The sequence below is a fragment of the Streptosporangium sp. NPDC051022 genome, from assembly GCF_040683035.1.
Lineage (GTDB): Bacteria > Actinomycetota > Actinomycetes > Streptosporangiales > Streptosporangiaceae > Streptosporangium.
On record NZ_JBFBCF010000016.1, the window covers coordinates 76,328 to 97,305 of the forward strand.

At 71.0% G+C, this 20,978-nt stretch carries 23 protein-coding genes; 12 read left to right on the plus strand and 11 right to left on the minus strand.

Translation table 11 applies throughout. The features are described from left to right. Positions 1 to 77: 77 nt before the first annotated feature. Positions 78 to 1,106, plus strand: coding sequence for a GDP-mannose 4,6-dehydratase (locus AB0N02_RS25070; RefSeq protein ID WP_363950966.1), 1,029 nt, complete (start codon positions 78 to 80; stop codon positions 1,104 to 1,106). A 183-nt stretch (positions 1,107 to 1,289) separates the two neighbouring features. Further along, a complete protein-coding gene (locus tag AB0N02_RS25075; RefSeq protein ID WP_363950968.1) occupies positions 1,290 to 1,625 on the plus strand; it encodes a hypothetical protein in 336 nt (111 codons plus the stop codon). A 432-nt stretch (positions 1,626 to 2,057) separates the two neighbouring features. Here AB0N02_RS25075 and AB0N02_RS25080 read toward each other — a convergent pair whose 3' ends face one another. The 8 genes from AB0N02_RS25080 to AB0N02_RS25115 all read right to left on the minus strand — a co-directional run bounded on the left by AB0N02_RS25080 (position 2,058) and on the right by AB0N02_RS25115 (position 8,556). After that, entirely contained in the window at positions 2,058 to 2,390 is a 333-nt protein-coding gene (locus AB0N02_RS25080) for a TraR/DksA family transcriptional regulator (RefSeq protein WP_363950970.1), read from the minus strand. Positions 2,391 to 2,480: 90 nt separating this feature from the next. Beyond that, on the minus strand, positions 2,481 to 2,849 hold the full coding sequence (locus tag AB0N02_RS25085) for a TraR/DksA C4-type zinc finger protein (RefSeq protein ID WP_363950972.1): 369 nt from the start codon (positions 2,847 to 2,849) through the stop codon (positions 2,481 to 2,483). A 216-nt stretch (positions 2,850 to 3,065) separates the two neighbouring features. Continuing rightward, on the minus strand, positions 3,066 to 3,431 hold the full coding sequence (locus AB0N02_RS25090; RefSeq protein WP_363950975.1) for a hypothetical protein: 366 nt from the start codon (positions 3,429 to 3,431) through the stop codon (positions 3,066 to 3,068). A 153-nt stretch (positions 3,432 to 3,584) separates the two neighbouring features. Further along, on the minus strand, positions 3,585 to 4,790 hold the full coding sequence (locus AB0N02_RS25095; protein WP_363950978.1) for a cytochrome P450: 1,206 nt from the start codon (positions 4,788 to 4,790) through the stop codon (positions 3,585 to 3,587). A gap of 89 nt (positions 4,791 to 4,879) precedes the next feature. Further along, complete coding sequence (locus AB0N02_RS25100) at positions 4,880 to 5,872, minus strand: Lrp/AsnC family transcriptional regulator (RefSeq protein WP_363950981.1); 993 nt, start codon at positions 5,870 to 5,872, stop codon at positions 4,880 to 4,882. 76 nt (positions 5,873 to 5,948) lie between these two features. Beyond that, entirely contained in the window at positions 5,949 to 6,623 is a 675-nt protein-coding gene (locus AB0N02_RS25105; protein ID WP_363950984.1) for a FadR/GntR family transcriptional regulator, read from the minus strand. 37 nt (positions 6,624 to 6,660) lie between these two features. Beyond that, entirely contained in the window at positions 6,661 to 7,680 is a 1,020-nt protein-coding gene (locus tag AB0N02_RS25110) for an MBL fold metallo-hydrolase (protein ID WP_363950986.1), read from the minus strand. Positions 7,681 to 7,842: 162 nt separating this feature from the next. Continuing rightward, positions 7,843 to 8,556, minus strand: coding sequence for a TetR family transcriptional regulator (locus AB0N02_RS25115; RefSeq protein ID WP_363950989.1), 714 nt, complete (start codon positions 8,554 to 8,556; stop codon positions 7,843 to 7,845). Positions 8,557 to 8,965: 409 nt separating this feature from the next. Here AB0N02_RS25115 and AB0N02_RS25120 point away from each other — a divergent pair, with 409 nt between their 5' ends. Both AB0N02_RS25120 and AB0N02_RS25125 read left to right on the plus strand, forming a co-directional pair. Then, positions 8,966 to 9,151, plus strand: a complete 186-nt coding sequence (locus tag AB0N02_RS25120) for a hypothetical protein (RefSeq protein ID WP_363950992.1) — start codon at positions 8,966 to 8,968, stop codon at positions 9,149 to 9,151. Between the two features lie 83 nt (positions 9,152 to 9,234). Continuing rightward, the gene (locus AB0N02_RS25125; RefSeq protein ID WP_363950995.1) at positions 9,235 to 9,708 is read left to right on the plus strand and encodes an acyl dehydratase; all 474 of its coding nucleotides are present in this window, start codon (positions 9,235 to 9,237) and stop codon (positions 9,706 to 9,708) included. 85 nt (positions 9,709 to 9,793) lie between these two features. Here the strand turns inward: AB0N02_RS25125 and AB0N02_RS25130 are convergent, their stop codons facing one another. Continuing rightward, on the minus strand, positions 9,794 to 11,845 hold the full coding sequence (locus AB0N02_RS25130; protein WP_363950998.1) for a hypothetical protein: 2,052 nt from the start codon (positions 11,843 to 11,845) through the stop codon (positions 9,794 to 9,796). A gap of 289 nt (positions 11,846 to 12,134) precedes the next feature. Between AB0N02_RS25130 and AB0N02_RS25135 the strand changes: the two genes are divergently transcribed. From AB0N02_RS25135 to AB0N02_RS25155, 5 genes are all read left to right on the plus strand, one after another. Continuing rightward, the gene (locus AB0N02_RS25135) at positions 12,135 to 13,238 is read left to right on the plus strand and encodes an ABC transporter ATP-binding protein (protein ID WP_363951001.1); all 1,104 of its coding nucleotides are present in this window, start codon (positions 12,135 to 12,137) and stop codon (positions 13,236 to 13,238) included. After that, positions 13,231 to 13,893 carry an ABC transporter permease subunit gene (locus tag AB0N02_RS25140; RefSeq protein ID WP_363951003.1) on the plus strand — a complete coding sequence of 221 codons (663 nt, stop codon included), beginning with the start codon at positions 13,231 to 13,233 and terminating at the stop codon, positions 13,891 to 13,893. The genes AB0N02_RS25135 and AB0N02_RS25140 overlap by 8 nt, the downstream gene beginning before the upstream one ends. Further along, positions 13,890 to 14,561: an ABC transporter permease gene (locus AB0N02_RS25145; protein WP_363951005.1), complete on the plus strand. Its 672-nt coding sequence runs from the start codon at positions 13,890 to 13,892 to the stop codon at positions 14,559 to 14,561. The genes AB0N02_RS25140 and AB0N02_RS25145 overlap by 4 nt, the downstream gene beginning before the upstream one ends. A 37-nt stretch (positions 14,562 to 14,598) precedes the next feature. After that, positions 14,599 to 15,558: an ABC transporter substrate-binding protein gene (locus tag AB0N02_RS25150; protein ID WP_363951007.1), complete on the plus strand. Its 960-nt coding sequence runs from the start codon at positions 14,599 to 14,601 to the stop codon at positions 15,556 to 15,558. A 187-nt stretch (positions 15,559 to 15,745) separates the two neighbouring features. Further along, positions 15,746 to 16,225, plus strand: coding sequence for a flavin reductase family protein (locus AB0N02_RS25155; RefSeq protein WP_363951009.1), 480 nt, complete (start codon positions 15,746 to 15,748; stop codon positions 16,223 to 16,225). 149 nt (positions 16,226 to 16,374) lie between these two features. On the opposite strand, the gene AB0N02_RS25160 is transcribed toward AB0N02_RS25155, so the two are convergent. Next, on the minus strand, positions 16,375 to 16,881 hold the full coding sequence (locus AB0N02_RS25160; RefSeq protein WP_363951011.1) for a MarR family transcriptional regulator: 507 nt from the start codon (positions 16,879 to 16,881) through the stop codon (positions 16,375 to 16,377). Between the two features lie 145 nt (positions 16,882 to 17,026). Here AB0N02_RS25160 and AB0N02_RS25165 point away from each other — a divergent pair, with 145 nt between their 5' ends. Continuing rightward, complete coding sequence (locus tag AB0N02_RS25165; RefSeq protein WP_363951014.1) at positions 17,027 to 18,301, plus strand: multidrug effflux MFS transporter; 1,275 nt, start codon at positions 17,027 to 17,029, stop codon at positions 18,299 to 18,301. A gap of 69 nt (positions 18,302 to 18,370) precedes the next feature. Here AB0N02_RS25165 and AB0N02_RS25170 read toward each other — a convergent pair whose 3' ends face one another. After that, a complete protein-coding gene (locus AB0N02_RS25170; RefSeq protein WP_363951016.1) occupies positions 18,371 to 18,970 on the minus strand; it encodes an XRE family transcriptional regulator in 600 nt (199 codons plus the stop codon). A 305-nt stretch (positions 18,971 to 19,275) separates the two neighbouring features. On the opposite strand from AB0N02_RS25170, the gene AB0N02_RS25175 reads away from it, so the two are divergent. Both AB0N02_RS25175 and AB0N02_RS25180 read left to right on the plus strand, forming a co-directional pair. Then, the gene (locus AB0N02_RS25175; protein WP_363951018.1) at positions 19,276 to 19,863 is read left to right on the plus strand and encodes an XRE family transcriptional regulator; all 588 of its coding nucleotides are present in this window, start codon (positions 19,276 to 19,278) and stop codon (positions 19,861 to 19,863) included. A gap of 10 nt (positions 19,864 to 19,873) precedes the next feature. Continuing rightward, complete coding sequence (locus AB0N02_RS25180) at positions 19,874 to 20,932, plus strand: ABC transporter substrate-binding protein (protein ID WP_363951021.1); 1,059 nt, start codon at positions 19,874 to 19,876, stop codon at positions 20,930 to 20,932. Positions 20,933 to 20,978: the final 46 nt, after the last annotated feature.

The window sequence follows — 20,978 nt, forward strand, 5'->3', positions numbered from 1 at the left end:
CCTCGGGCGTGGCGATACATTCGCCGTCATACGGCACACGGCCGGGTGGAATTCCATCCACAAGCGAGGAGGACGCGTTGGCCAGGCGCGCGCTGATCACCGGTATCACCGGGCAGGACGGGTCTTATCTGGCCGAGTGCCTGCTCGACCGGGGATACGAGGTCTGGGGGCTCGTCCGGGGGCAGGCCAACCCGCGGGTCTCCCGGGTGCGCCGGCTCCTGCAGGACGTCAACCTCGTCCGCGGCGACCTCCTCGACCAGGGCTCGCTGATCTCCGCCGTGGAGAGGGCGCAGCCCGACGAGGTCTACAACCTGGGCGCCATCTCCTTCGTGCCGATGTCCTGGGAGCAGGCCGAGCTCACCGGCGAGGTCACCGGCATGGGCGTGCTGCGCATGCTGGAGGCCATCCGGGTCTGCTCCGGCATCTCCTCGTCCAGGACGGCCGCGGGCTCTGGGCAGATCCGGTTCTACCAGGCGTCCTCGTCCGAGATGTTCGGCCAGGTCCGCGAGACCCCGCAGACCGAGATCACCCCCTTTCACCCCCGCTCGCCGTACGGCGTGGCCAAGGCCTACGGCCACTTCCTCACCCAGAACTACCGCGAGTCCTACGGGATGTTCGCGGTCTCCGGCATCCTGTTCAACCACGAGTCCCCGCGCAGGGGCGCCGAGTTCGTGACCCGCAAGGTCTCCCTCGGCGTGGCCCGCATCAAGCTCGGCCTGGCCGGCGAGCTCCGCCTGGGCAACATGGAGGCCCGGCGCGACTGGGGCTACGCGGGCGACTACGTCCGGGCGATGCACCTGATGCTCCAGGCCGAGCGACCCGAGGACTACGTGATCGGCACCGGCCGTACCCACACCGTCCGCGAGCTCGTCGAGGCCGCCTTCGCCGCCGCGGGTCTCGACTGGGAGCACCACGTGGTCACCGACCAGTCGCTGCACCGCCCCGCGGAGGTGGACCTGCTCTGCGCCGACCCGAAGAAGGCGCGGGCCCAGCTCGGCTGGGAGCCCTCGGTCTCCTTCGAGGAACTCGTCGCGATGATGGTCGAGTCCGACATCAAGCTGCTCTCCGAGGGCGGGGACCCCGACCAGGACTCCTCCTGGCCCTGACGGGCCGTTCCGACGGGCCGCCCGGCCCGTGGGCCGACGCCTGCTGGGCGCTGTTTCCAGCTGTTTGGGAAGTTCTCGACCGTTTCCCCTGTTTTGTCACTATTGGTGATGGATATGTAGCTCTACGTAACATTAGGGGGATGGTGCTCCGCACACATCCCCAGAATGAGAGGTAGTGCAGCGATGACCGAACAGCTGGTACGGATCCCCATCTCCGCTGACGGCGCCAAGCGCGCCAAGGACGGCTACCACCTGTACTGGTACGGGAAGGACTTCAAGAAGACCCGTAACGAGGCCCGCGCCTTCGCCGCAGCCCAGGGAGAGGGGCACCAGCTCGCCGACATCCCCAACGAGACATGGCGTGACAGCGCCGCCAAGTACCTTGACGGCCCGGCGTGGATCTACTCCTGGAAGGGTGACAACTACGGCAACGGCAACGTCGTCCTCCACCCCAACGGCTCGATCGGCACCGTCGAGGACGGGAACCAGAAGCTCCCCTTCCTCATCAGCTACAGGTAAGGTCGGCTTCGTGCGGGGCGAAGGGTCACTCCGGAAGCCTCGGAACCGGTCACGACGGACACGGCGTGACCTGTCGCCGCCGGACGGGCGGAGACGTAAAACGCCTGCGGAGGGCTGGTAAGACCGGCTCCGGAGTTTTCCGGGGAGGCACGGCTCGATGAAACAGGAAGCCGTGGAGGTGCCGCAGCAATGCGGCACGGGCCAGAATCTTCGGCGTTCACGCCGAAGAGCGCGTCAAGTCGAGTAGCCGCCGCCCGCGGGGTGACGCCCGAGAGCCCCGTCGTCAGGCGGGGCTCTTCGCCGTTTCGGCCGGCCCCGCGGACCCGGGCCCCGGCTGCGGGGCCGCCCGTCCGGTGGCAGGGGATCGTCGTGCACGGGTCCCCGGGTGTTTCCGTGGATCCGCGCGGGGACCCACGGAAACACCCGGGGAGGTCAGCCGTTCTCGTGGCGGCGCTGGCAGTCCATGCAGAAGCGCGCCAGCGGGCGGGCCTTCAGCCGCTCGAAGGGAATGCCGGAGCCGCAGCCGTCGCAGCGGCCGTAGGTCAGCTCGGCGATCTCCTTCAGGGCGCCGCGCAGGACGGAGGTGTTCCGCTCGGCGGAGACGATGTCGGCGAGCACGCCCGCCTTCGCCGAGACCTCCACGGCGTCGTCGTTCACCGCCGCCTCCAGCTCCGTCAGCTGCCTGGTCCAGCGCAGCAGCTGGCCCTCCAGTTCCTCACGGATGGCGTCGAGCTGAACGCTGCTGAGGTGGACGTCGGAAATCATGATGTTCGGATCCTTTCGAAAGGTCGGGGAGACACGGGAGCCGTCCGGGCCGGTCCGGGGGTGAGACGCCCGCCGTGGGCGGGCGCGTCGTCACCTCTCCGCGTCGTGGCAGACGGCGCAGTGCCGGGTGTGCGGGTACCGCCGCAGCCGTTGCAGGGCGATGAACGCCCCGCACCGCAGGCAGGTGCCGTACACCCCGAAGTCCAGCCGGTCGATCGCCGCCTCTATCTCCGAGACGGCGGTCCTGGCACGCCTGAGGCGTCCCAGGGACAGCGGGACCGGTTCGCCGGAGGCGGCGGCCTCCGGCGCGTGCTCGTCGTCCGCGGGTTCGGTGAGGGATTCCCACTCCGCCCGCGCGGCGGCGAGCCTCTCGTGCAGGAGCGCGCGCAGCTCCTCCAGTTGCGTGGTGTGGCGCCGGTACTCCTCCAGCAGCCAGCTCGTCGATCTGATGCCACTCATGACGACATCGACTCCTTGAATGACTCGCGGCGACCGGGGCCGAGCGCGGCCCGTCGCCGTGAAAGCCGGAACCCGGACGCGTGACGGTGCGCGGCACCGCATGGCCGGGAGACCCCGTTCGAGCTCGCCGCCCGGTGAGGCCGGGAGGGCTCGGCGGAGCCGGGGTGACTCCGCGAGGGCCAGGAGGGCTCGGCGGAGCCGGAAAAAGGAAGGAGTCTAGGAACGCGGTGGGCTGCGCGAGGTGACGATCCGCTGGACGTCACGCCGGGGAATGGAGGCGGGGCCGGTGGAGAGCCAGATGTCGGCCGGAGATGTGGAGGCCGCGCCCGCGGTGCCGACGGCCGGCATGGAGCGCAACTGACCCGCCGTCGGCAGGTGCTCGGCTCCGCCGGTCAGAAGTCTCGGCGCGGTCGCCTGGTGCGCGCCGTCGGCCTGGGGAACCCAGAGGCTGGTGCCCGAGTCGGCGGGTCTCCACACGCCGGACCACGAGGAGGGGGTGAGGGCCGCCAGAACGACCACGAGAACAAGACCCACCACGGCCGCCGCAGTGGGCCTGGGTGTACCCCACCGCGGTTCCCTCATCACTCCGACCATAGTCGACGTTTCGCGAAAGAGCACTTCAGATAGTGGCCGGTGTTTTCGCGCGGGCGGGGGCGGGGGAGGCGTGCGGGGGCGGGAGACGGGGCGCCGCCCGCCGGGTGCGGCGCCGTCCCCCGCCCGTGCCGCCGACGGTCGTCAGGCGAGCGTGACCGGAAGCTCCTTGATGCCGTTGATGAAGTTCGAGCGCAGGCGCCGGGCGGGTCCCGACTGCGCGAGGTCGGGGAGCCGCTCGGCCAGGGTCTCGAAGAGCACCCGAAGCTCCAGCTTGGCGAGGTGGTTGCCGAGGCAGAAGTGGGCGCCGCCTCCGCCGAAGCCGATGTGCGGGTTGGGCGTGCGGCCGATGTCGAAGACGTACGGGTCGGCGAACACCTCCTCGTCCCGGTTGGCGGAGCCGTAGAACACCACGATCTTGTCGTTCTCCCTGACCTCCTGACCGCCGATCACCGTGTCGACGGTGGCCGTACGGCGGAAGAGGTTGACGGGGGAGACCCAGCGGACGATCTCGTCGGCGGCCGTGCCCGCGAGCGCGGGGTCGGCCACCAGGCGCCGCCACTGCCCGGGGTTGTCGAAGAAGGCCAGCATGCCGCCGGAGGCCGCGTTGCGGGTGGTCTCGTTGCCCGCGACGACCAGCAGCAGCACGAACAGGTCGAACTCGTTCTCGTCGAGGGTCTCGCCGGTGGCGTCGGGCATGAGCAGCTTGGTGGCGATGTCCTCGCGGGGCCGTTCGCGCCGCTCGGCCGCCAGCGTGTTCGCGTAGGCGTACACCTCGGCCGCCGCGTTCTGGGCCGCCGCCGGGTCCGAGCCGTACTCGGGGTCGTCGGCCCCGATCATCTGGTTGGACCAGTTGAAGATCTTGTCCCGGTCCTCGGCGGGCGCGCCCAGCAGCTCACAGATCACGTACAGCGGCAGCGGAGCCGCGATGTCGCGGACGAAGTCCACCGACGGGCGTCCCTTGACCTCGTCGATCAGGTCGTGGCAGATGTCGCGGATGTGCTGTTCGAGCGCGCCGATCATGCGCGGGGTGAATCCCCGGTTGACCAGGGAGCGCCGCCGGGTGTGCTCGGGCGGATCCTGGTTGAGCATCATCAGCCGCTGGAGCTCGCGCTGCTCCTCGGGCATCTCGTTGAAGAGCGAGAGCCTCCTGCTCGACGAGAACAGGTCGGAGCGCCGCGAGACGTGCACCACGTCGGCGTGCCTGGTGACCGCCCAGAACGCGGGCCAGTCGCGGTCGGCGTCACCCGGGTGCAGGTAGACCGGAGCGTTGGCGCGCAACCAGCGGAACTGGTCGTGGGGCGCGCCGCCCCGCGCGTAGACGTCCTGGTCGACAAGGTTGATGTCCAATGGCCCTCCCACCGTGTTGTTCCCGCGGCGCCTGGCGGCGTCGCGGACTCGGGCACCTACCGGCCGGTGTCTTCCCCGGTCATAACACCTCAGACGAGCGGGCCCGCCCAGTGGTCGACGCGGCCGTCTCGTTTGATCATGAAACCGCGCTTCAGCGGCAGGAGCATCACGGTCGTCTCGATCGCCCGCATGCCGGGCAGCCCGCCGACCTCGCGCAGGAACTCGTAGAGCTCGAACCTCCCGGGCACGGCCACCTGGGCCGAGAGCTGGTGGTCGCCCGCCACCGCGACAACGTACCTGACCCGGGGCATGCGGGCCAGCGCGTGCCCCACCGCCTCCACCTCGCGCTCGGCCACCCGGAGCCAGAGCGCGGCCTCGACCGGCAGCCCGAGGTGGGCCGGCTCGATCTCGGCGCGGATGCGCAGGATGCCCCTGCGGAGCAGCGAGTCGAGGCGCCGCCTGGCGGTGGACTCGCTGATCCCGGTGGCCCCCGCGATCTCGGCGTGGGTGGCACGGCCGTTGGTGGCCACCGCCGCGACGATCCGCTCGTCCTCGGCGGAGGGTGTCTCGCTCACCCGGTGGAAACGCTCGGGCAGCGGGGTCCACTGCTCGCGCAGCCCGTCGACCTCCTCCGGGGTGAGTACGTCGACGTGCCACTCCTGGGGCGTCTTGAAGTACCGCAGCGCGGGATAGGTGACGCTCTCCACCACCCCGTCGATCGCGGGGACGCCCCGGAACAGCAGGTCGACCAGCGCGTCGTCGGCGACGGAGAGCTCCGTGACGCAGTCGGCCGAGCCGGAGACCAGCGAGACGAAGCGGGTCTGCGGCAACTCGGCGAGCGCCGTGCCCACGTCGATCACCGCGCCGGGGCGACATCGCAGCCGCATCACGGCCGAAGTCATCCGGCGGTCGTCGACCAGCCCGATGACGGACAGAACGCCTGCCTCCATCAACCGGGTCGCCCGCCTGGCCACGTTGCGGGTCGACTCGTCCAGCACTCTGCCGATCCGGTCCCAGGTGGCGCGCCCGTTCACCTGAAGAGCGGCCACCACCCGTAAATCGGCTCCGTCGAGCGGCTGCATGGGGTCATCCTCGTCGTCGGGGAATCGTTCCGTCCCAAGCGTACGACTTTGTGATCTTTTATGATGGGATATCCGCTCAGGTGAGCGCGTTACGGAGCCATTCCTCGACTCCGGCGATGTGGACCATCGCCCAGGCGCGCGCCACCCCGGGCTGCCGGGCGGCGATGGCGTCGCAGATGGCGGTGTGCTGCTGGCGGGTTCTCTCCAGGGCGTTCTCCCGGGTGAGGCCCTCCCAGATCCGGGTTCTGGTCGTGGGTCCGGAGAGGCTCTCGATGAGGGAGCACAGCACCGCGTTGCCCGACCCCGCCGCGATGCGCCGGTGGAACTCCAGGTCGTTGGCGACGAGCTGCTCGACGTTCGGCTCCTCGGGAAGCTCGGCGAGGATCTCCCGCAGCCCGGCGATCTCGGCCTCGGTCATCCGGGTCGCGGCCATCGCGGTCGCCTCGGGCTCCAGGATCCGGCGGATCTCGAAGAACTGCAGCGCGGTGTCGTCCTGGTGGAAGTCCACCACGAACGCCATCGCGTCCATCAGCAGCCGGGGCTCCAGGCTCGTGACGTACGTGCCGTCGCCCTGGCGCACGTCCAGCACGTTGATCAGGGCCAGGGCGCGGACGGCCTCGCGCAGGGAGTTGCGCGACAGCCCCAGCCGCTCGGCGAGATCCGCCTCCTTCGGCAGCCGGCTGCCAGGGGGGAGCTCGCCCGAGAGGATCATCTGCTTGATCCTGTCGATAGCGGCGTCGGTGACCGCCACGCTTCACCCTCCTTGAGGACGCATAGACATCGGATGTCTACGAGTGTACGGCGAAGCGCACGGGATCCACCCCCGGGGTGCGGCCGATGACCCCCCTGACCTCCAGGGTACGCAGGTGGGCGGCGGCCTCCGAGGCGGCCATGCCGCGCAGCATCGACGGGAGGTCCTCCCAGGGGCGGTTCCAGGTCATCCGAGCGGCGACCTCCCAGATGGTGAGGGGCTCGCCCGCCTCGGCCAGCAGGGCGGCGAGCTGCAGGAGCTTCTCCTCGTGGTGCGCGCCGATCGCCCTCGCCCGCGCCGCCGCGTCCTGGAACGTCCACTCGTGGGCGGGCAGGGCCTCCAGCATGCCCAGGTCCGCCACCTTCTCCAGCGAGCCCAGGAAGTCGCCCAGCGGGTCCACGTCGGTGCGGTCGTAGGGGTAGATGCCGATGTGCGGGGTGATGCCCGGCAGTACGTGGTCCCCGGTGAAGATCCGTCCCGTGTCCTCCAGGTGCAGGCAGACGTGGCCCGGGGTGTGGCCGGGCGTCCAGACCGTGCGGAGCCTGCGTCCCGGCAGGTCGATCAGGTCGCGGTCGTGGAGTATCCGGTCGGGCAGCGCGGGCGGCCGCATCCGGTGCGCGGTCACCTCCTCCACCTCGATCGTGTTCGCCCCGGCCCGGCGCAGCATGCCGGCCTGGGAGTCGCGGCGGACGTCGTCCTCGATCTCGTGCAGGTTCTTGATCAGCGCGACGTCGGCCTCGTGCATGGCGACCCACGCCCCGGACTCCTGCCTGACCTGCCCGGCCAGCCCGGCGTGGTCGGGGTGGAAGTGGGTGACCACCACGCCCCGTACCTCACGGATGTCCATGCCGGCCGTGGACAGCCCGTCACGCAGGGCCAGCCAGGCGTCCGGGTGGTTCCAGCCCGCGTCGACCAGCACGGGACCGGACGGTGACTCGATCGCGTAGATCAGGGTGTAGCCGAGCGGGTTGCCGGGAATCGGCACGGGCACGCTCCACACCCCGTCACCGATGTCGGTCGGGCGCTGTTCGCTGTAGGGCCTGCGGCGGGACTTCAACGGTGACGCTCCCTGTTTCTCCGCGTGCTCAGCACACGCCGATCCTGTGCGTTGCGCGCTTGAGAACGGTGGCGATGGCCGGTGCGGGGCCGGTCTCCTGTCGCGTCACGCTAGAACGTTGATCTGGTCGCCTTCGACTGCGACAGTAACGCGTTCTAGCTTTCAGGTGGAAGGCGGGGTGGGGAAATCGGCGAGCAGCCGGACGGCGACGATCTCGATGTGGCGCTGGGTCTGCTCGTGTGTGCGGTGGCCCCTGAGCATCCCCATCAGCTCGTGGACCCAGACGCTCGCCAGCGCCCCCGCCAGGGCGCGCTGCTCCTCGGTGGCGGTCTCCGCGCTCAGCCCGTGTCCGGCGACGCGCAGCAGCAGGCCTGTCATGCGGTCCCCGAACGGGGTGTCGACCTCGGCGTTGATCAGCGACCGGATGAGCGCGTCGGCCAGCTCGGGCTCGCGCATCAGGCCGCGGGTGGCGCGCATCAGGACGTCGGCGGCGCGCCCCCAGGGAGTGGCCGCGCCGGGCGGCCGGCGCTCGATGCTGCCCTCGAGGAGGTCGATCTCCTCGCCGACGACGGCCACGACCAGATCCATCTTGGAGGGGAAGTAGCGGTAGAGGGTGCCGAGGGCCACCCCCGCGCGCTCGGCGACGGTGCGCATCTGCATGGCCTCCACGCCACCCCGGGAGGCGAGGGCCGCGGCGGCCTGGACGATGCGCTTGCGCCGCTGGTGCTGGCTTCTCGCCCGGACGCCGGTCGGCGTCGGCTCGCTGTGCACGCCGGGTGCCCCCTTGGTCGTGGCCGGTCCGGCGCCGCTCGGGGCGGAGGTGCTGCGGGGGCGCGAGGCGACCTGCGGCCCCGTGGGCGCGTGCGGGGTACGCATAAGAACACGTTATCTGATTTTCGATCGCTCCGAAGGGTTACTCGCCGGTTACCGGTGGGCGGTATCCGCACATGTCATGCCTGCTTCACGGACGTCTCGCCGCCCGCTGCGCCGCCCGTCATGGGTAAAATATTAGAATCAGTTCTATTCCGGGCTTTCGTGGTCCGGGGCCGTCGCTGGGAGGCGGATCGCCGCTCTCCGGCCGGAAAACGGCTGTATCGGCGAGAACCCTCTCATCGCCGTGACCGTCACGTGTCGTTCAGCGGTGGCGGGCGCGGTCACGAGGCGCTCCCGGGTACTGAAGTTTCGCCCGGGGGAGAGGAAACCCAGCCCGAGATCCGCAAGCCGTACCCGCTGGGGCCGGAGACGGACGATGAGATCACGTTCTTCTGGAAAGGTGTCGCCGAGGGTGAGTTCCGGATCCGGGAACACGCCGATCGCGGCGAGCTACGGCGGCCGCCGGTTCGGCGTGCCCGTGTGCCGATCGGCCGCCGGGCGTACGGCGCGGCGAGCGGCGAGGACGGGATCCACGGCTCCGCCGCGCGTCACGGTCTCCGGGGCGTGGGACGTGAGCCCCCTGCCGTGGTCGCTGTGAGGGAACTGCCGGAAGGTGTGCTGACAGTGGGCGTCGTCGTGGACTGCCCACATGGAGAAGTGGGTATCGGTATGCCGTTGTGTGTGACGTACCGCCAGATGGACGACGAGATCATCCTGCCGATGTGGGTCCCCCCGGGAGTAGTGATGCGCGCGCCTACCGAAGAGCAGGTCGGGATCGGAACCGTCCTCCCCGATCTCACGATCGTGCTGACGCCCACCACCGTCGTCCTGCGGGCGTCGGTGACGGCGGACCTCACCCCGGTCTCCCGTGACGCCGGGGACACCGGCGCGGCGGCGCCGAAGGACGCCCTCCTCAACATCCTGACCACGATGGGCCTCGTCGAGTGCTACGTCACTGACTGGGCGGGCCCCGAGGCGCTGATCCGCGGCCTCAACGTCAAACTCGGCGTGCCCGCCTACGCCGGTGACACGCTGACCTTCACCGGCGTCGTCGACGCCTGCGAGGACGGCGAGTTCACGGTCCGGGTCAGGGGGACGGTCGGTCTCGGCGACCACGTCTCGGGCACCGTCCGCTTCGCCCTCCCCAAGCGCTGAGCGCCCCGCGACCCGGAGCCCGGACATCCCGGGCCCCGGGAGCACGCGGCGACGGCTCTCAGGGGGTCACGGTCGTCGGACCGTCTCAGGGGGTCACGATCGTCGGGACCGCGAAGAAGACGAGCATCGCGATCGCCACGCAGATCACGCAGATGATGAAGCCGAACAGCTCCCACGCCCAGTCGTGGTGCTTGTCGCCCCGCACGCGGCGCGGGCGCCTGCCCGCCCGCGCGGCGCGGGCGGAGTCCGTCGTCGCCGCCCGGATCGCCTTCGCGGCCCGGTTCGTTCCGGCGGGCTGAGCGGCGCCCGCCGCCTGGGCGGCGTCCGCGGCGGGCGGCTTCGCGAGCCAGGCCGTCTCCGGCTCGCCGGGCACGGGGCCGGTGTGCGGGTCCGTCTCCGGCAGGGAGCCGGCGGACGGGGAGCCGGTCGTCCGGAAGACGGCGGGCTCGAAGGCGGCGGCCCGGGGACCGGTCTGTTCCGCCTCCCGGGGCTCCGCGCCTCCGGCCTGCCCGCCTCCGGGCTCCGTGCTCCCGAACGCCTCGGTCTCCGGCTCCGCGGCCCGCGGCCCGGCTTTCCCGGGACGCGCCACGGTCTGCGGCGCGCGGTGCAGGCCGGTCCGCTCCGCGCGCGGGGCCCGGCCGTCGCCCGCGGCCTTCGCGCGTGCCGACCGGCCGGTGCGGGAGCGTTTCGCGTGCCGGGCGCGGTCGCCGGGCGCGGGGGCGCTCAGCTCGTCGGCCTGTAGCGGCCACTCGGGCGGCGCCGGCGGTACGGCCCGCGGCTCCTGGTCGACGGAGGCGGCGGCGTCCAGTTCGTCGGCGCTCAGGGGCCAGTCGGGCAGCGACGCCTCGGGGGCGGGCGCCTCCTCCCCGGGCGCCTCTCCTGCGGGGGCCTCTCCCTCGGGGGCGGATTCCCCGGGGCTGGATTCCCTGGGCGCGGAGGCCACCAGTTTGTCGATGGGCGTACGCGTGGCCCTGGACTCCGGGGAGAACGGCTGGAACAGGTCGTTCGCCGGGGTGGCGCCGGGCTGGGCGGCCGGGGCGGCGGGGACGTCGTCGAGCACGTCGCCGGGGATCGGGGCCGGCAACGACGCCGCCCGGCGGGGCTTGGGCCGCTGAAGCTTGCGCCGGGGAGAGCGGGGCACCAGCTCGTCGAGGGCGCTCAGCACCGAGTCCTTGAGCTTCGGCATGGGCTCGGTGGTCGCCTCGTGGGCGGAGACCACGTCGGGGTCGGGCGGGGAGAGGGGGTCGGGGAACCGGTCGGGCGGTGCGGAGACGGGGAAGAAACTCGCCGGGGACAGGGGCGGCGGAAGGTCGGGTGGGGAGAAGACGCTCGTGTTGGTCAGCGCGTCGGTCTCGGTGAGCGGCAGCGGCCAGGACGGAGGGGTCGGCCACAGCGGCTTGAGCGGCGCCGGCGACGGGGAGGCCGCCTGTGCCCCCGGGGTCCCCTGTGCCCCCGGGCTCGCCGCCCGCGCGGACGCGGTCTTGGCGGACGGGGAACGCGTGGGCAGCGGCGGTACGGCCGAGCCCGGGGCGGCGGAGGGGCGCGGGGCCGTGTCCCGCACCGTCCCGAGGACGGTGGCGCGCAGCGCGGCGGGGGGAACGGCCCAGGGGGCGCGGACGAGCACGTCGCGGATCGGGGCGATCCCCAGCGAGCCGAACGTGTCGGCCAGATGGCCGGGGATCCGCGCCGAGGCCAGGGCCAGCTCCAGCGACTGGGCGAAGCGGCGGCAGGCGCTCACGGTCAGCTCGTCGGCGGTGTCGGTCGCCACGTCGAGCACCCAGGACAGCTCCGCGCTGTCCATCTCGCACACGCCGGACAGGTAGAGCACCTCGCGCTGGTGCGGGCGCAGGTCGCGCAGCACCCGCTCGACGAAGACGGACACCGGGTCCGAGCCGGGAGCGGGAGGAGCGTAGACGACGTCCCGCTGCTGGATCTCGCGGCGGGCGAGCGCGTAGAGCGCGGCACGCGGCGGTTCCGCGGCGGGGACGTCGGTGAAGACGGCCGTCAGCGTCGCCGCGGCGGCGGCCGGATCACCCAGCTGGTCGTGGCAGTAGCCGAACAGCCCGGCGGCGTGGTGGTCGTAGAGCTCGGTGATCAGTTCGCCGCGCGAGCGCTGACCGAGGATCGGTGGGGTCACGGGACCGGTTCCTCTGGGGTCGGGGTGAAGAGCGGGGGGAAGCCCGTGGTGCGTGTGATGGTGCGTGTGACTGGAGGGGTCGGTGTCCACGATATGGGTAAGTGAGCCGGGTCGTTGAGGTTCTGGGCACTATTGAGTGTCCATTTGTTTGGTATCGCACTACTCTGAGTGGCTTTGACCGAGGGGAGCGGGGCAGAGGCGGAAGGGCAGCCGTAGGCTGTTGGCCGACAGATCATGGGGCGGTTGTGGCAGGGGGGCCGCGGCCCTGCCGAGAAGCATGAGGTTGCGCATGATCACATTTGACGGGGTCACCAAGCGGTACGCCGATGGAACCGTCGCCGTGGACCGTCTGAGTCTTGAGGTGCCGACGGGGGAGATCACGGTGTTCGTGGGCCCCTCGGGCTGCGGCAAGACCACCTCTCTCCGCATGATCAACAGAATGGTCGACGCGACGGAGGGCCGGATCCTCCTCGACGGCGTCGATGTCAGGACCATCGATCCGCCGACGCTGCGCCGGGGCATCGGCTACGTCATCCAGCAGGCCGGGCTCTTCCCGCACCGCAAGATCGTCGACAACGTGGCGACGGTTCCCCGCCTGCTCGGCTGGGACGCCGCGAAGTCCCGCGCCCGGGCCATGGAGCTGCTGGAACGCGTCGGGCTCGACCTCAGGCTGGCCGACCGCTATCCCTTCCAGCTCTCCGGCGGCCAGCAGCAGCGCGTCGGCGTGGCCCGCGCGCTGGCGGCCGACCCGCCGGTGCTGCTGATGGACGAGCCGTTCAGCGCCGTCGACCCGATCGTGCGCGCGAGCCTGCAGGAGGAGTTGCTCCGGCTGCAGGCCGAGCTCCACAAGACCATCGTGTTCGTCACTCACGACATCGACGAGGCCGTCAAACTCGGCGACCGGGTCGCGGTGCTCCGCGTCGGCGGCCGCCTCGCGCAGCTCGCCGGCCCCGCGACGCTCCTGGCCAGGCCCGCCGACGACTTCGTCCGCGAGTTCCTCGGCCGTGACAGGGGTATCCGGCGGCTGTCGTTCGTCTCGGACGAGGGCGTACGGCTGCGCACCGACCTCACCGTGCCCGTCTCCGCCGAGGTCTCCTCGGTGCGCGGTACGGCCGAGCCCTGGCTGGCCGTGCTCGACGCCGAGGAGCGGCCGCTGGGCTGGGTCGCGGTCAAGGATCTGCCGGACTCCGGCACGCTGGCCGACGTGCGGCCGGAGCCGTACGGGACGTTCGTCAGGGGCCGTGACTCGCTGCGCGGCGCGCTGGATGCGACGCTGCTGTCGCCCTCCGGGTGCGCTATCGCGGTCGACGACTCGGGACGCGTCCAGGGCGTGGCCACCCGCGAGGCGCTGGACGAGGCGCTGGACAGGGTCGTCGGAGGCGCCGGTGCGTGAGGAACCGCTGGTCCGCTGGGACTGGATCGGGCGTAACTGGCCCACCATCCAGGGCCTGCTGGAGGACCACGTCGTCATGTCGCTGGTGCCGGTCGTCGTGGGGCTGCTCGTCGCGCTCCCGCTCGGGCTGGCCTGCGTCCGCTGGCGCTGGCTCTACCAGCCGACCGTCGGCGTCATGAACGTGGTCTACTCGCTGCCCTCGCTGGCCGTCTTCATCGTGCTCATCCCGGTGACGGGTCTCGCCACGCGGACGACCGTCATGATCCCGCTCACCTTCTACGCCCTGGCGGTGCTGATCCCGGCGGTCGTCGATGGTCTCGCCGCGGTCCCCGACCACGTGCGCCAGTCGGCGGTGGCCATGGGCTTCACCCCGCTGCGCAGGCTGTTGCGGGTCGAGCTGCCGATCGCGGTGCCGGTCGTGCTGGCCGGGCTGAGGGTGGCCGCGGTCTCCAGCATCAGCCTGGTCAGCGTGGGCGCGCTGGTCGGCAGGGGCGGCCTCGGCTACCTGTTCATCGACGGCTGGCAGCGGCAGTTCTACACCCCGATCGTCGTGGGCATCGTGCTGGTCGTGCTGCTGGCCGCGGTCGCCGACACGCTGCTGGTGCTGGCCCAGCGCCTGCTCACCCCGTGGGCGCGGGCGAGGGGGACGGCGTGAACTGGCTGATCGACTTCTTCGGCGACCCGGCCAACTGGTCGGGGCCCGAGGGCATCCCCGCCCGGCTGCTGGAGCATCTGCAGTTCTCCGCGCTGTCGCTGCTGTTCGCCATGCTGATCGCGCTGCCGCTGGGCCTGTGGATCGGTCACACCGGCAGGGGCGCGCTGTTCGTGGTGCTGAGCGCCAACGCGGCCCGCGCCCTCCCGACACTGGGCCTGCTGGTGCTCATCGTGCTGCTGATGGGCGTCGGCACCATCGTCCCGGTGCTGATCCCGCTGGTCGCGCTCGCCGTTCCGCCCATCCTGGTCAACACCTACGAGGGCGTCCGGGGCGTGGACCCCGACCTGAGGGACGCCGCCTACGGCATGGGCCTGCGGGGTGGGCAGGTCCTCGGCAAGGTGCTCGTGCCGGTCGCGCTGCCGCTCATCCTGCTCGGCCTGCGGATCGCGGCCATCCAGGTGGTCGCGACCGCGACCGTGGCCGCCTACGTGGGGCTGGGCGGTCTCGGCAGGTTCATCATCGACGGTCTCGCGACCAAGGACTTCCCGCGCACGATCGGGGGAGCGGTGCTGGTGGCGCTGCTCGCCCTGGCCGTTCAGCTGGGCTTCACCCTGATACAGCGGCTTGTGGTCTCTCCGGGGGTGAGTGAGCGCCAGGCCGTACGGTAATGTCTATATTACCCCCTGTTTTGGAAGGGAAAGCACGATGAAGCGCCTTTTCAGCACCGTGGTGGTCGCCCTCACCGCGGCGCTCGCACTCAGCGCGTGTGGCGGCGGCGACCCGCTCGCCAGCGCCTCCCCCAGCCCGGCGGGCTCCGGAGCCGCGTCGACGTCCGGGGGCGGGGGTGACGGGGGCAGCGGAGGCGGCGCAGGCGGCGGAGGCAAGGCCGTCGTCGGCTCGGCCAACTTCCCGGAGAACGTCCTGCTCGCCGAGATCTACGCCCAGGCCCTGCAGGCCAAGGGCGTCCAGGTCGAGAAGAAGCTCAACATCGGCAGCCGCGAGGTCCTCTACGACCAGGTCAAGAGCGGTGGCCTGACGGTCTTGCCCGAGTACATCGGCTCGCTCCTCGCCTACGTCGACAAGACGACCACGGCCAAGAGCAAGGACGACGTCGTCGCCGGGCTCAAGGAGAAGCTCCCGGCCGGGCTGGAGGTCCTGGAGCCCGCCGCGGCCGAGGACAACAACTCGCTGACCGTCACCAGGGAGACCTCCCAGAAGGTCGGCCTGACCACGATCGAGGACCTGGTCAAGGTCGCCAAGGGCTACACCGTCGGAGGCCCGCCGGAGTTCCAGTCCCGCCAGGAGAAGAACTTCAAGGACACCTACGGCCTGGAGTTCAAGGAGTGGAAGAAGACCGGTGACGCGACCGCCGACGCGATCAAGGACGGTACCGTCCAGGTCGGCAACGTCTTCACCACCGACCCCAAGATCGTGATCAACGGCCTCGTCTCGCTGCAGGACACCAAGAACGCCTTCGCCGCCGACAACGTCGTGCCCCTGGTCAACAAGGCGGCCGCGAACGACACCGTCAAGGACACGCTGAACGCCGTCTCCGCCAAGCTCGACACCCCCGGTCTCCTCGCGCTGATGAAGCGCGTCTCGATCGACAAGGACGACGCCGCGACGGTGGCCAAGGACTGGCTGACCCAGAACGGCCTGGCGTAGTCCCCGGTGTGATCCGTGATGGTGTGACCTGTGAAACGGCCCGTGCCGCCCGTCGGCGCGGGCCGTTCCACGTCCCGGCGCGAGCTTTCGCGGGCCGTCCCGGTGCGGCCCGTGCGCGTCCCGTCCGGTACGGTCCGCGCTCTGTCCCGGTGCGGCTCCCGCGGCCCGTTTTCGGGATGATTGGCCCATGAACGAGTTCATCGAGGCCATGGCGCAGGTGCCGGCCGGCGTGACGGTCGTCACCGTGAAGGACGAGCGCGACGACGTGGGGGCCACGGTGGGCACCTTCACCTCGATCTCGCTCGACCCGCGGCTGGTCATGGTGAGCATGGAGAACACCGGTTACGTCAACGAACTGCTGCTGCGCCGCGACCGCTGGGCCGCCAGCGTGCTGTCGGCGGAGCAGAAGGCGATCGCCAGCCGCTTCGCCGCCGAGGGCCGTCCCGGCGCCCGGCTCCTGCTCGCCGGGACGCCGCACCACCGGGGAAGGCTGAGCGAGGCGCTCATCGTGGACGGCGGCGTCACGGCACTGGAGGTCGAGACGGTCAAGGTCGTCCCGGCGGGGGACCACACGCTGTTCGTCGCCCGCGTGCTGGCCGTGGACTACGTCGCCGCCGGGCACGCCCCCCTCGTACGGCTCCGCGGCCGCTACCGGCCCGTCGGCTGACCGGCCCGCCGGCCGACCGGCGTCCGGGCGGACGGCATGACGGAACGGCCCCGGGAGAAGGCTCCGGGGGAGCGGGGCGGAGCCGGGCGGGGTGAGCGGCCCGGGGGCGGCACCGCCGTACGGCCCGCGGCCCGGGGAGGCGGCACCCCTCAAAGCGGCGTCATGTCGCGCAGGCCCGCCTCCATCACCTCGACCAGCTGGGTGAGACCCTCGATGATCTGCCCGCGCTGTTCCGGGGTCATGCCGCTGAGCAGCCGCACCTCGACGGCGAGTTGCTGGGGGAACAGGGTGTTGACGACCTCCCGGCCCTCGTCGGTGAGGTGGACGAGGGCCGCCCTGCGGTCGGCCGGGTTGGCCTGGCGGGTGATGTAGCCCCGCCGCTCCAGCTTGGCGAGGGTCTTGCTCAGCGCCGCTGGGGACCGGCTCATCTGCCTGGCCAGCTGCCGGGCGATCGTCGGCTGCTCGGCGTACCGGAGCCTCAGCAACACGTCGAGCTCCGGCGAGGTCACCGAGGCGCCGTCGAAGAGCGGCTCGATCGCGAGGTCCAGCAGCGCCTGGACGCGTTTCAGCGGGCCCACGACCTCCATCGACGAGATGTCGAGGCCCGGATACATCTGCCGCCATCGTTCGTACGGGGGGTGAGAGGGGGTTTGCATGGACCCTCCAATTCGTTAACCTGTGAACTACCTATATCCGTTAACCAGTTAACTACTTGTTTCATATATCGCCCATCGTAGCGGCCCGGCCGCCCGTTCAGCGGTCTGTTCACCTGCCCTACCAGCCAGAAAGCGGTTCACAGCCATGTCTGGAGACGCCCCCCTGGCCGCCCCCGCCGTAACCGGCGAGGGAGGACCACCCAAGCACATCGGCCGACTGCTCATCGTCCTCGCCGCGCTCAGCGCGGTCGCCCCGCTGGCCACGGACATGTACGTGCCGGGGTTCCCGGGCCTGGCCCAGTCGCTGGAGACCACCGGTTCGTCGGTCCAGCTGTCCATGACGGCCTTCCTCGTCGGCCTCGCCGCCGGTCAGCTCCTGCTGGGCCCGGTCAGCGACGCCATGGGCCGGCGCCGCGTCCTGCTGGTGGGCGCCGCGATGTTCACGGTGTTCTCGCTCGTCTGCGCCGCCGCCCCCGACATCAACGTCCTCAACGTGGCGCGGCTGCTGGAGGGGATCGCCGGGGCGGCGGGCATGGTGGTCGCCCGCGCCGTCCTCACCGACCGCTTCCACGGCACCCCCGAGGCTCCCCGCCACTTCGCGACCCTGTCGGCCATCGTGTCCGTGGCCCCGGTGGCCGCCCCGGTGATCGGCGGCGCGATCCTGGGCGTCGCCTCCTGGCGGGTGGTCTTCGCCGTGCTGGCGGGCTTCGGCGTGCTCCTGTTCGCGGGCGTCCTGGCGTGGGTGCCCGAGACCCTTCCCGTGTCCCGCAGGCACTCGGGCGGGGTGGGCACCACCCTCAGGGCCGTCGCCGGGCTCCTGGGCAGGCGCGCCCTGGTGGGATACGTCCTCACCTCCGCCCTCTCCGGCGCCGGCCTGTTCACCTACATCGCCGGCTCGACCTTCGTCTTCCAGGACGTCTACGGCCTCTCACCCACCCAGTACAGTCTCGTCTTCGCGGTCAACTCCCTCGGCATGCTGATCGGCAGCGCGATCTTCGGCCGTCTGGCCGCCCGCGTCCGGATCACCACCCTGTTCGCCGCGGGCCTGTGCGTGGCCCTGGGCGCCACGGCCGTCCTGGTCGTACTGCTCGCCGTCACCGGCGGCGGCCTCGCCGTCACCTGGGCCTGCCTCTTCCTCACCGTCAACGGCCTCGGCCTCGCCCTGCCCGCCGGCATGACCGTCGTCCAGTCTCTCGGCCACGACGCCCCCGGCGCCACCTCCGGCCTCCTCGGCGGTTCCCAGTTCGTCCTGGGCGCGGCGGCCTCCCCCCTGGCGGGCCTGTTCGGAACCGGCAGCGCGATGCCGACGGCCGCCGTCATGCTGGTCGCCTTCACCCTGTCCGTCCTGACCCTCGTCCTGCTCGCCCGCCCCTGGCAGGGCCACGGGGAGCCGGTCCGTACGGCGGTGGCCGAGGACTGAGCGGCCGAGGACTGAGCGGCCGAGGACTGAGCGGCCGAGGACCGAGCGGAACATCCCGGCCGGCGGCGGTCAGCCGCCGGACCCGCCCTTACGGCGGGGGGCGGCGCGGACGTGCATGCGCTCGCCCTGACGGCCGAAGAGACTGAGGATCTCCACGGAGTCCTCGCCGGTGCTGCCGAACCAGTGCGGCAGCCGGGTGTCGAACTCGGCGGCCTCGCCCGAGCCCAGGACCAGGTCGTGGTCGGCCAGTACCAGGCGCAGGCGCCCGGCCAGGACGTAGAGCCACTCGTAGCCCTCGTGGGTGCGGAGCTCGGGGGTGCTCCGGCTGGCCGGGAGGACCATTTTGAACGCCTGCAGCGGGCCGGGCTGCCGGGTCAGGGGTAGCACGGTCTGACCGTGCACGTGCCGGGGCGTGAGGCGGACGCGGGGGTCGCCGACCTCGGGGGCGCCGACCAGCTCGTCCAGGGGCACCTGATGGGCCTGGGCGATGGGGAGCAGGAGCTCCAGGCTGGGGCGGCGCTGGCCGGACTCCAGCCGGGACAGGGTGCTCTTGGAGATGCCGGTGGCCTCGGCCAGGGCGGCCAGGGTGACGCCCCGCCTGGTGCGCACGCGTTTGAGGCGGGGGCCGACCTCGGCCAGCGCGGTGGCGATCGCGGATGGGTGCTCCATCCCCTCATTTCACCCATTCGTCCCGGAAATGACAACCGCCTGTTCCGGGTACGGCACGGCGAACCGTTGATTTTTCCGCCCCGGCGCGGGTCGCCGGAGGCGAAGACGACCGCCGCGAGCGATGCGGGGTTGTGGGGGAGTGTTCCACTCTCTGGCATGAAATCCGATTTACCCCCTTGTAGGGATTTGGGGGGATCCGTACACTCCTTTTCCAATCCACTGAACAAAGCGTTCAGTGGATCAGAGCGGACTGATTACCTCCAACGAACATGCCGTCCCCTACGACTGATCAGGATGGATCCGTCATGGCCTCCCCCGACGAGCTGGGTTACCGCATCCGTGCGTTCCGTGAGATGCGCGGCATGTCCCTGCGCGCCCTCGGCGCCCGGGCGGGCACGAGTTCGAGCCTGCTCAGCCAGCTCGAGAACGGCAAGGTCAACCCCAGCATCGGGTCGCTGCGCCGGATCGCCCAGGCCCTCGGGGTGGGTCTCGCGGACCTGTTCGACGACAACAGCCTCGCCCCCAGGCACCTGCTGCGCCGGGCCGACCGGCCGGAACTGGAGATGGGGGAGGGCGCGCGCAAGTTCGCGCTGACCCGCCCGCCCCTGCACCACCTGGAGGTGTACACCGGCGAGTTCGAGCCCGGCGGTTCGACCGGCGACGAGGCGTACGTGCACGGCGACTCCCAGGAGATCTTCATCGTCATCCGGGGCACGGTCACCCTCTGGCTGGGTGAGGACCAGTACGTGCTCGAGGCGGGCGACTCCATCGACTACCGCAGCGGGGTCCCGCACCGGATGGCGAACACCGGCACCGAACCGGCCGAGGTCATGTGGATCACGAGCCCTCCCACCCCCGACGAAGAAGACGCATCAATTCATTTCCCCGAATGAGGAACGCACCATGAGGAAAACCACCACGGTCTGTGCCATCGCCGTGACAGCGGGAATGCTCGCGCTCTCGGCCTGCGGGGCGGACGACGGTGAGGGCACCGCGTCGAGCGGCGGAGGCCAGGCGATCACGTTCGCCACCTACGGAAGCGCCTTCGAGGCGGCGCAGAAGAAGGCGATGATCGACCCGTTCGCCGCCAAGACCGGAATCAAGGTCACCACGGACTCCCCGGTGGACCTGGCCAAGCTGAAGGTCATGACCGAGGGCGGCAACCCGGACTGGGACGTCTACCTGGCCGACCAGCAGGAGGCCGTCGGCTACTGCGGCCAGTACTTCGAGAAGCTCGACTTCACGAACATCAAGAAGGAGGACTTCGTCCCCGGCACCGTCAACGACTGCGGCGTGCCGGTCGACACCTACTCCTACGTGGTGGCCTACAACACCGAGAAGTACGGCGCCAAGCCGCCCACCTCCATCAAGGACTTCTTCGACACCACGAACTTCCCCGGCACCCGGGCGGTGTCCAACTACCCGGCCGAGGGCACGCTGGAGCTCGCCCTCCTCGCCGACGGCGTGTCCAAGGACAAGCTCTACCCGCTGGACTACGACCGGGCCTTCAAGGTGATGGACCGCGTCAAGAAGGGCCTGGTGTTCTGGGAGACCGGCGCCGAGCAGGTCTCCGCGATGGAGTCCAAGCGGGCCGACATGATGCTGGTCTGGTCCGGCCGCGGCTACGAGGCCGTGCAGAACGGCGCCCCGTACAAGCCGATGTGGGCCGACAACTCCTACCACTACGCGACGCTCACGATCGTGAAGGGCTCGGCGAACAAGGAGGCGGCGCAGAAGTTCATCGACTTCGCGGTGTCCCCCGAGCCGCAGACCGCCTTTGCCAAGGAGATCGCCTACGGCGCCGCCAACCTCAAGGCCGAGCCCGACGCCGACCCGAGCCGCGCGGAATGGTCCTCCTCCGCCAAGGAGCACCTCGACCAGTCGTGGTCGATCGACAACGCCTGGTGGGCGGCCAACCAGGCGGAGGCCACCAAGCGCTGGCTGGCCTGGACGTCGGGCTGAGACCCGCTGGAACGATCCACGACGAGTAGGTAACGCAGGAGGAGAG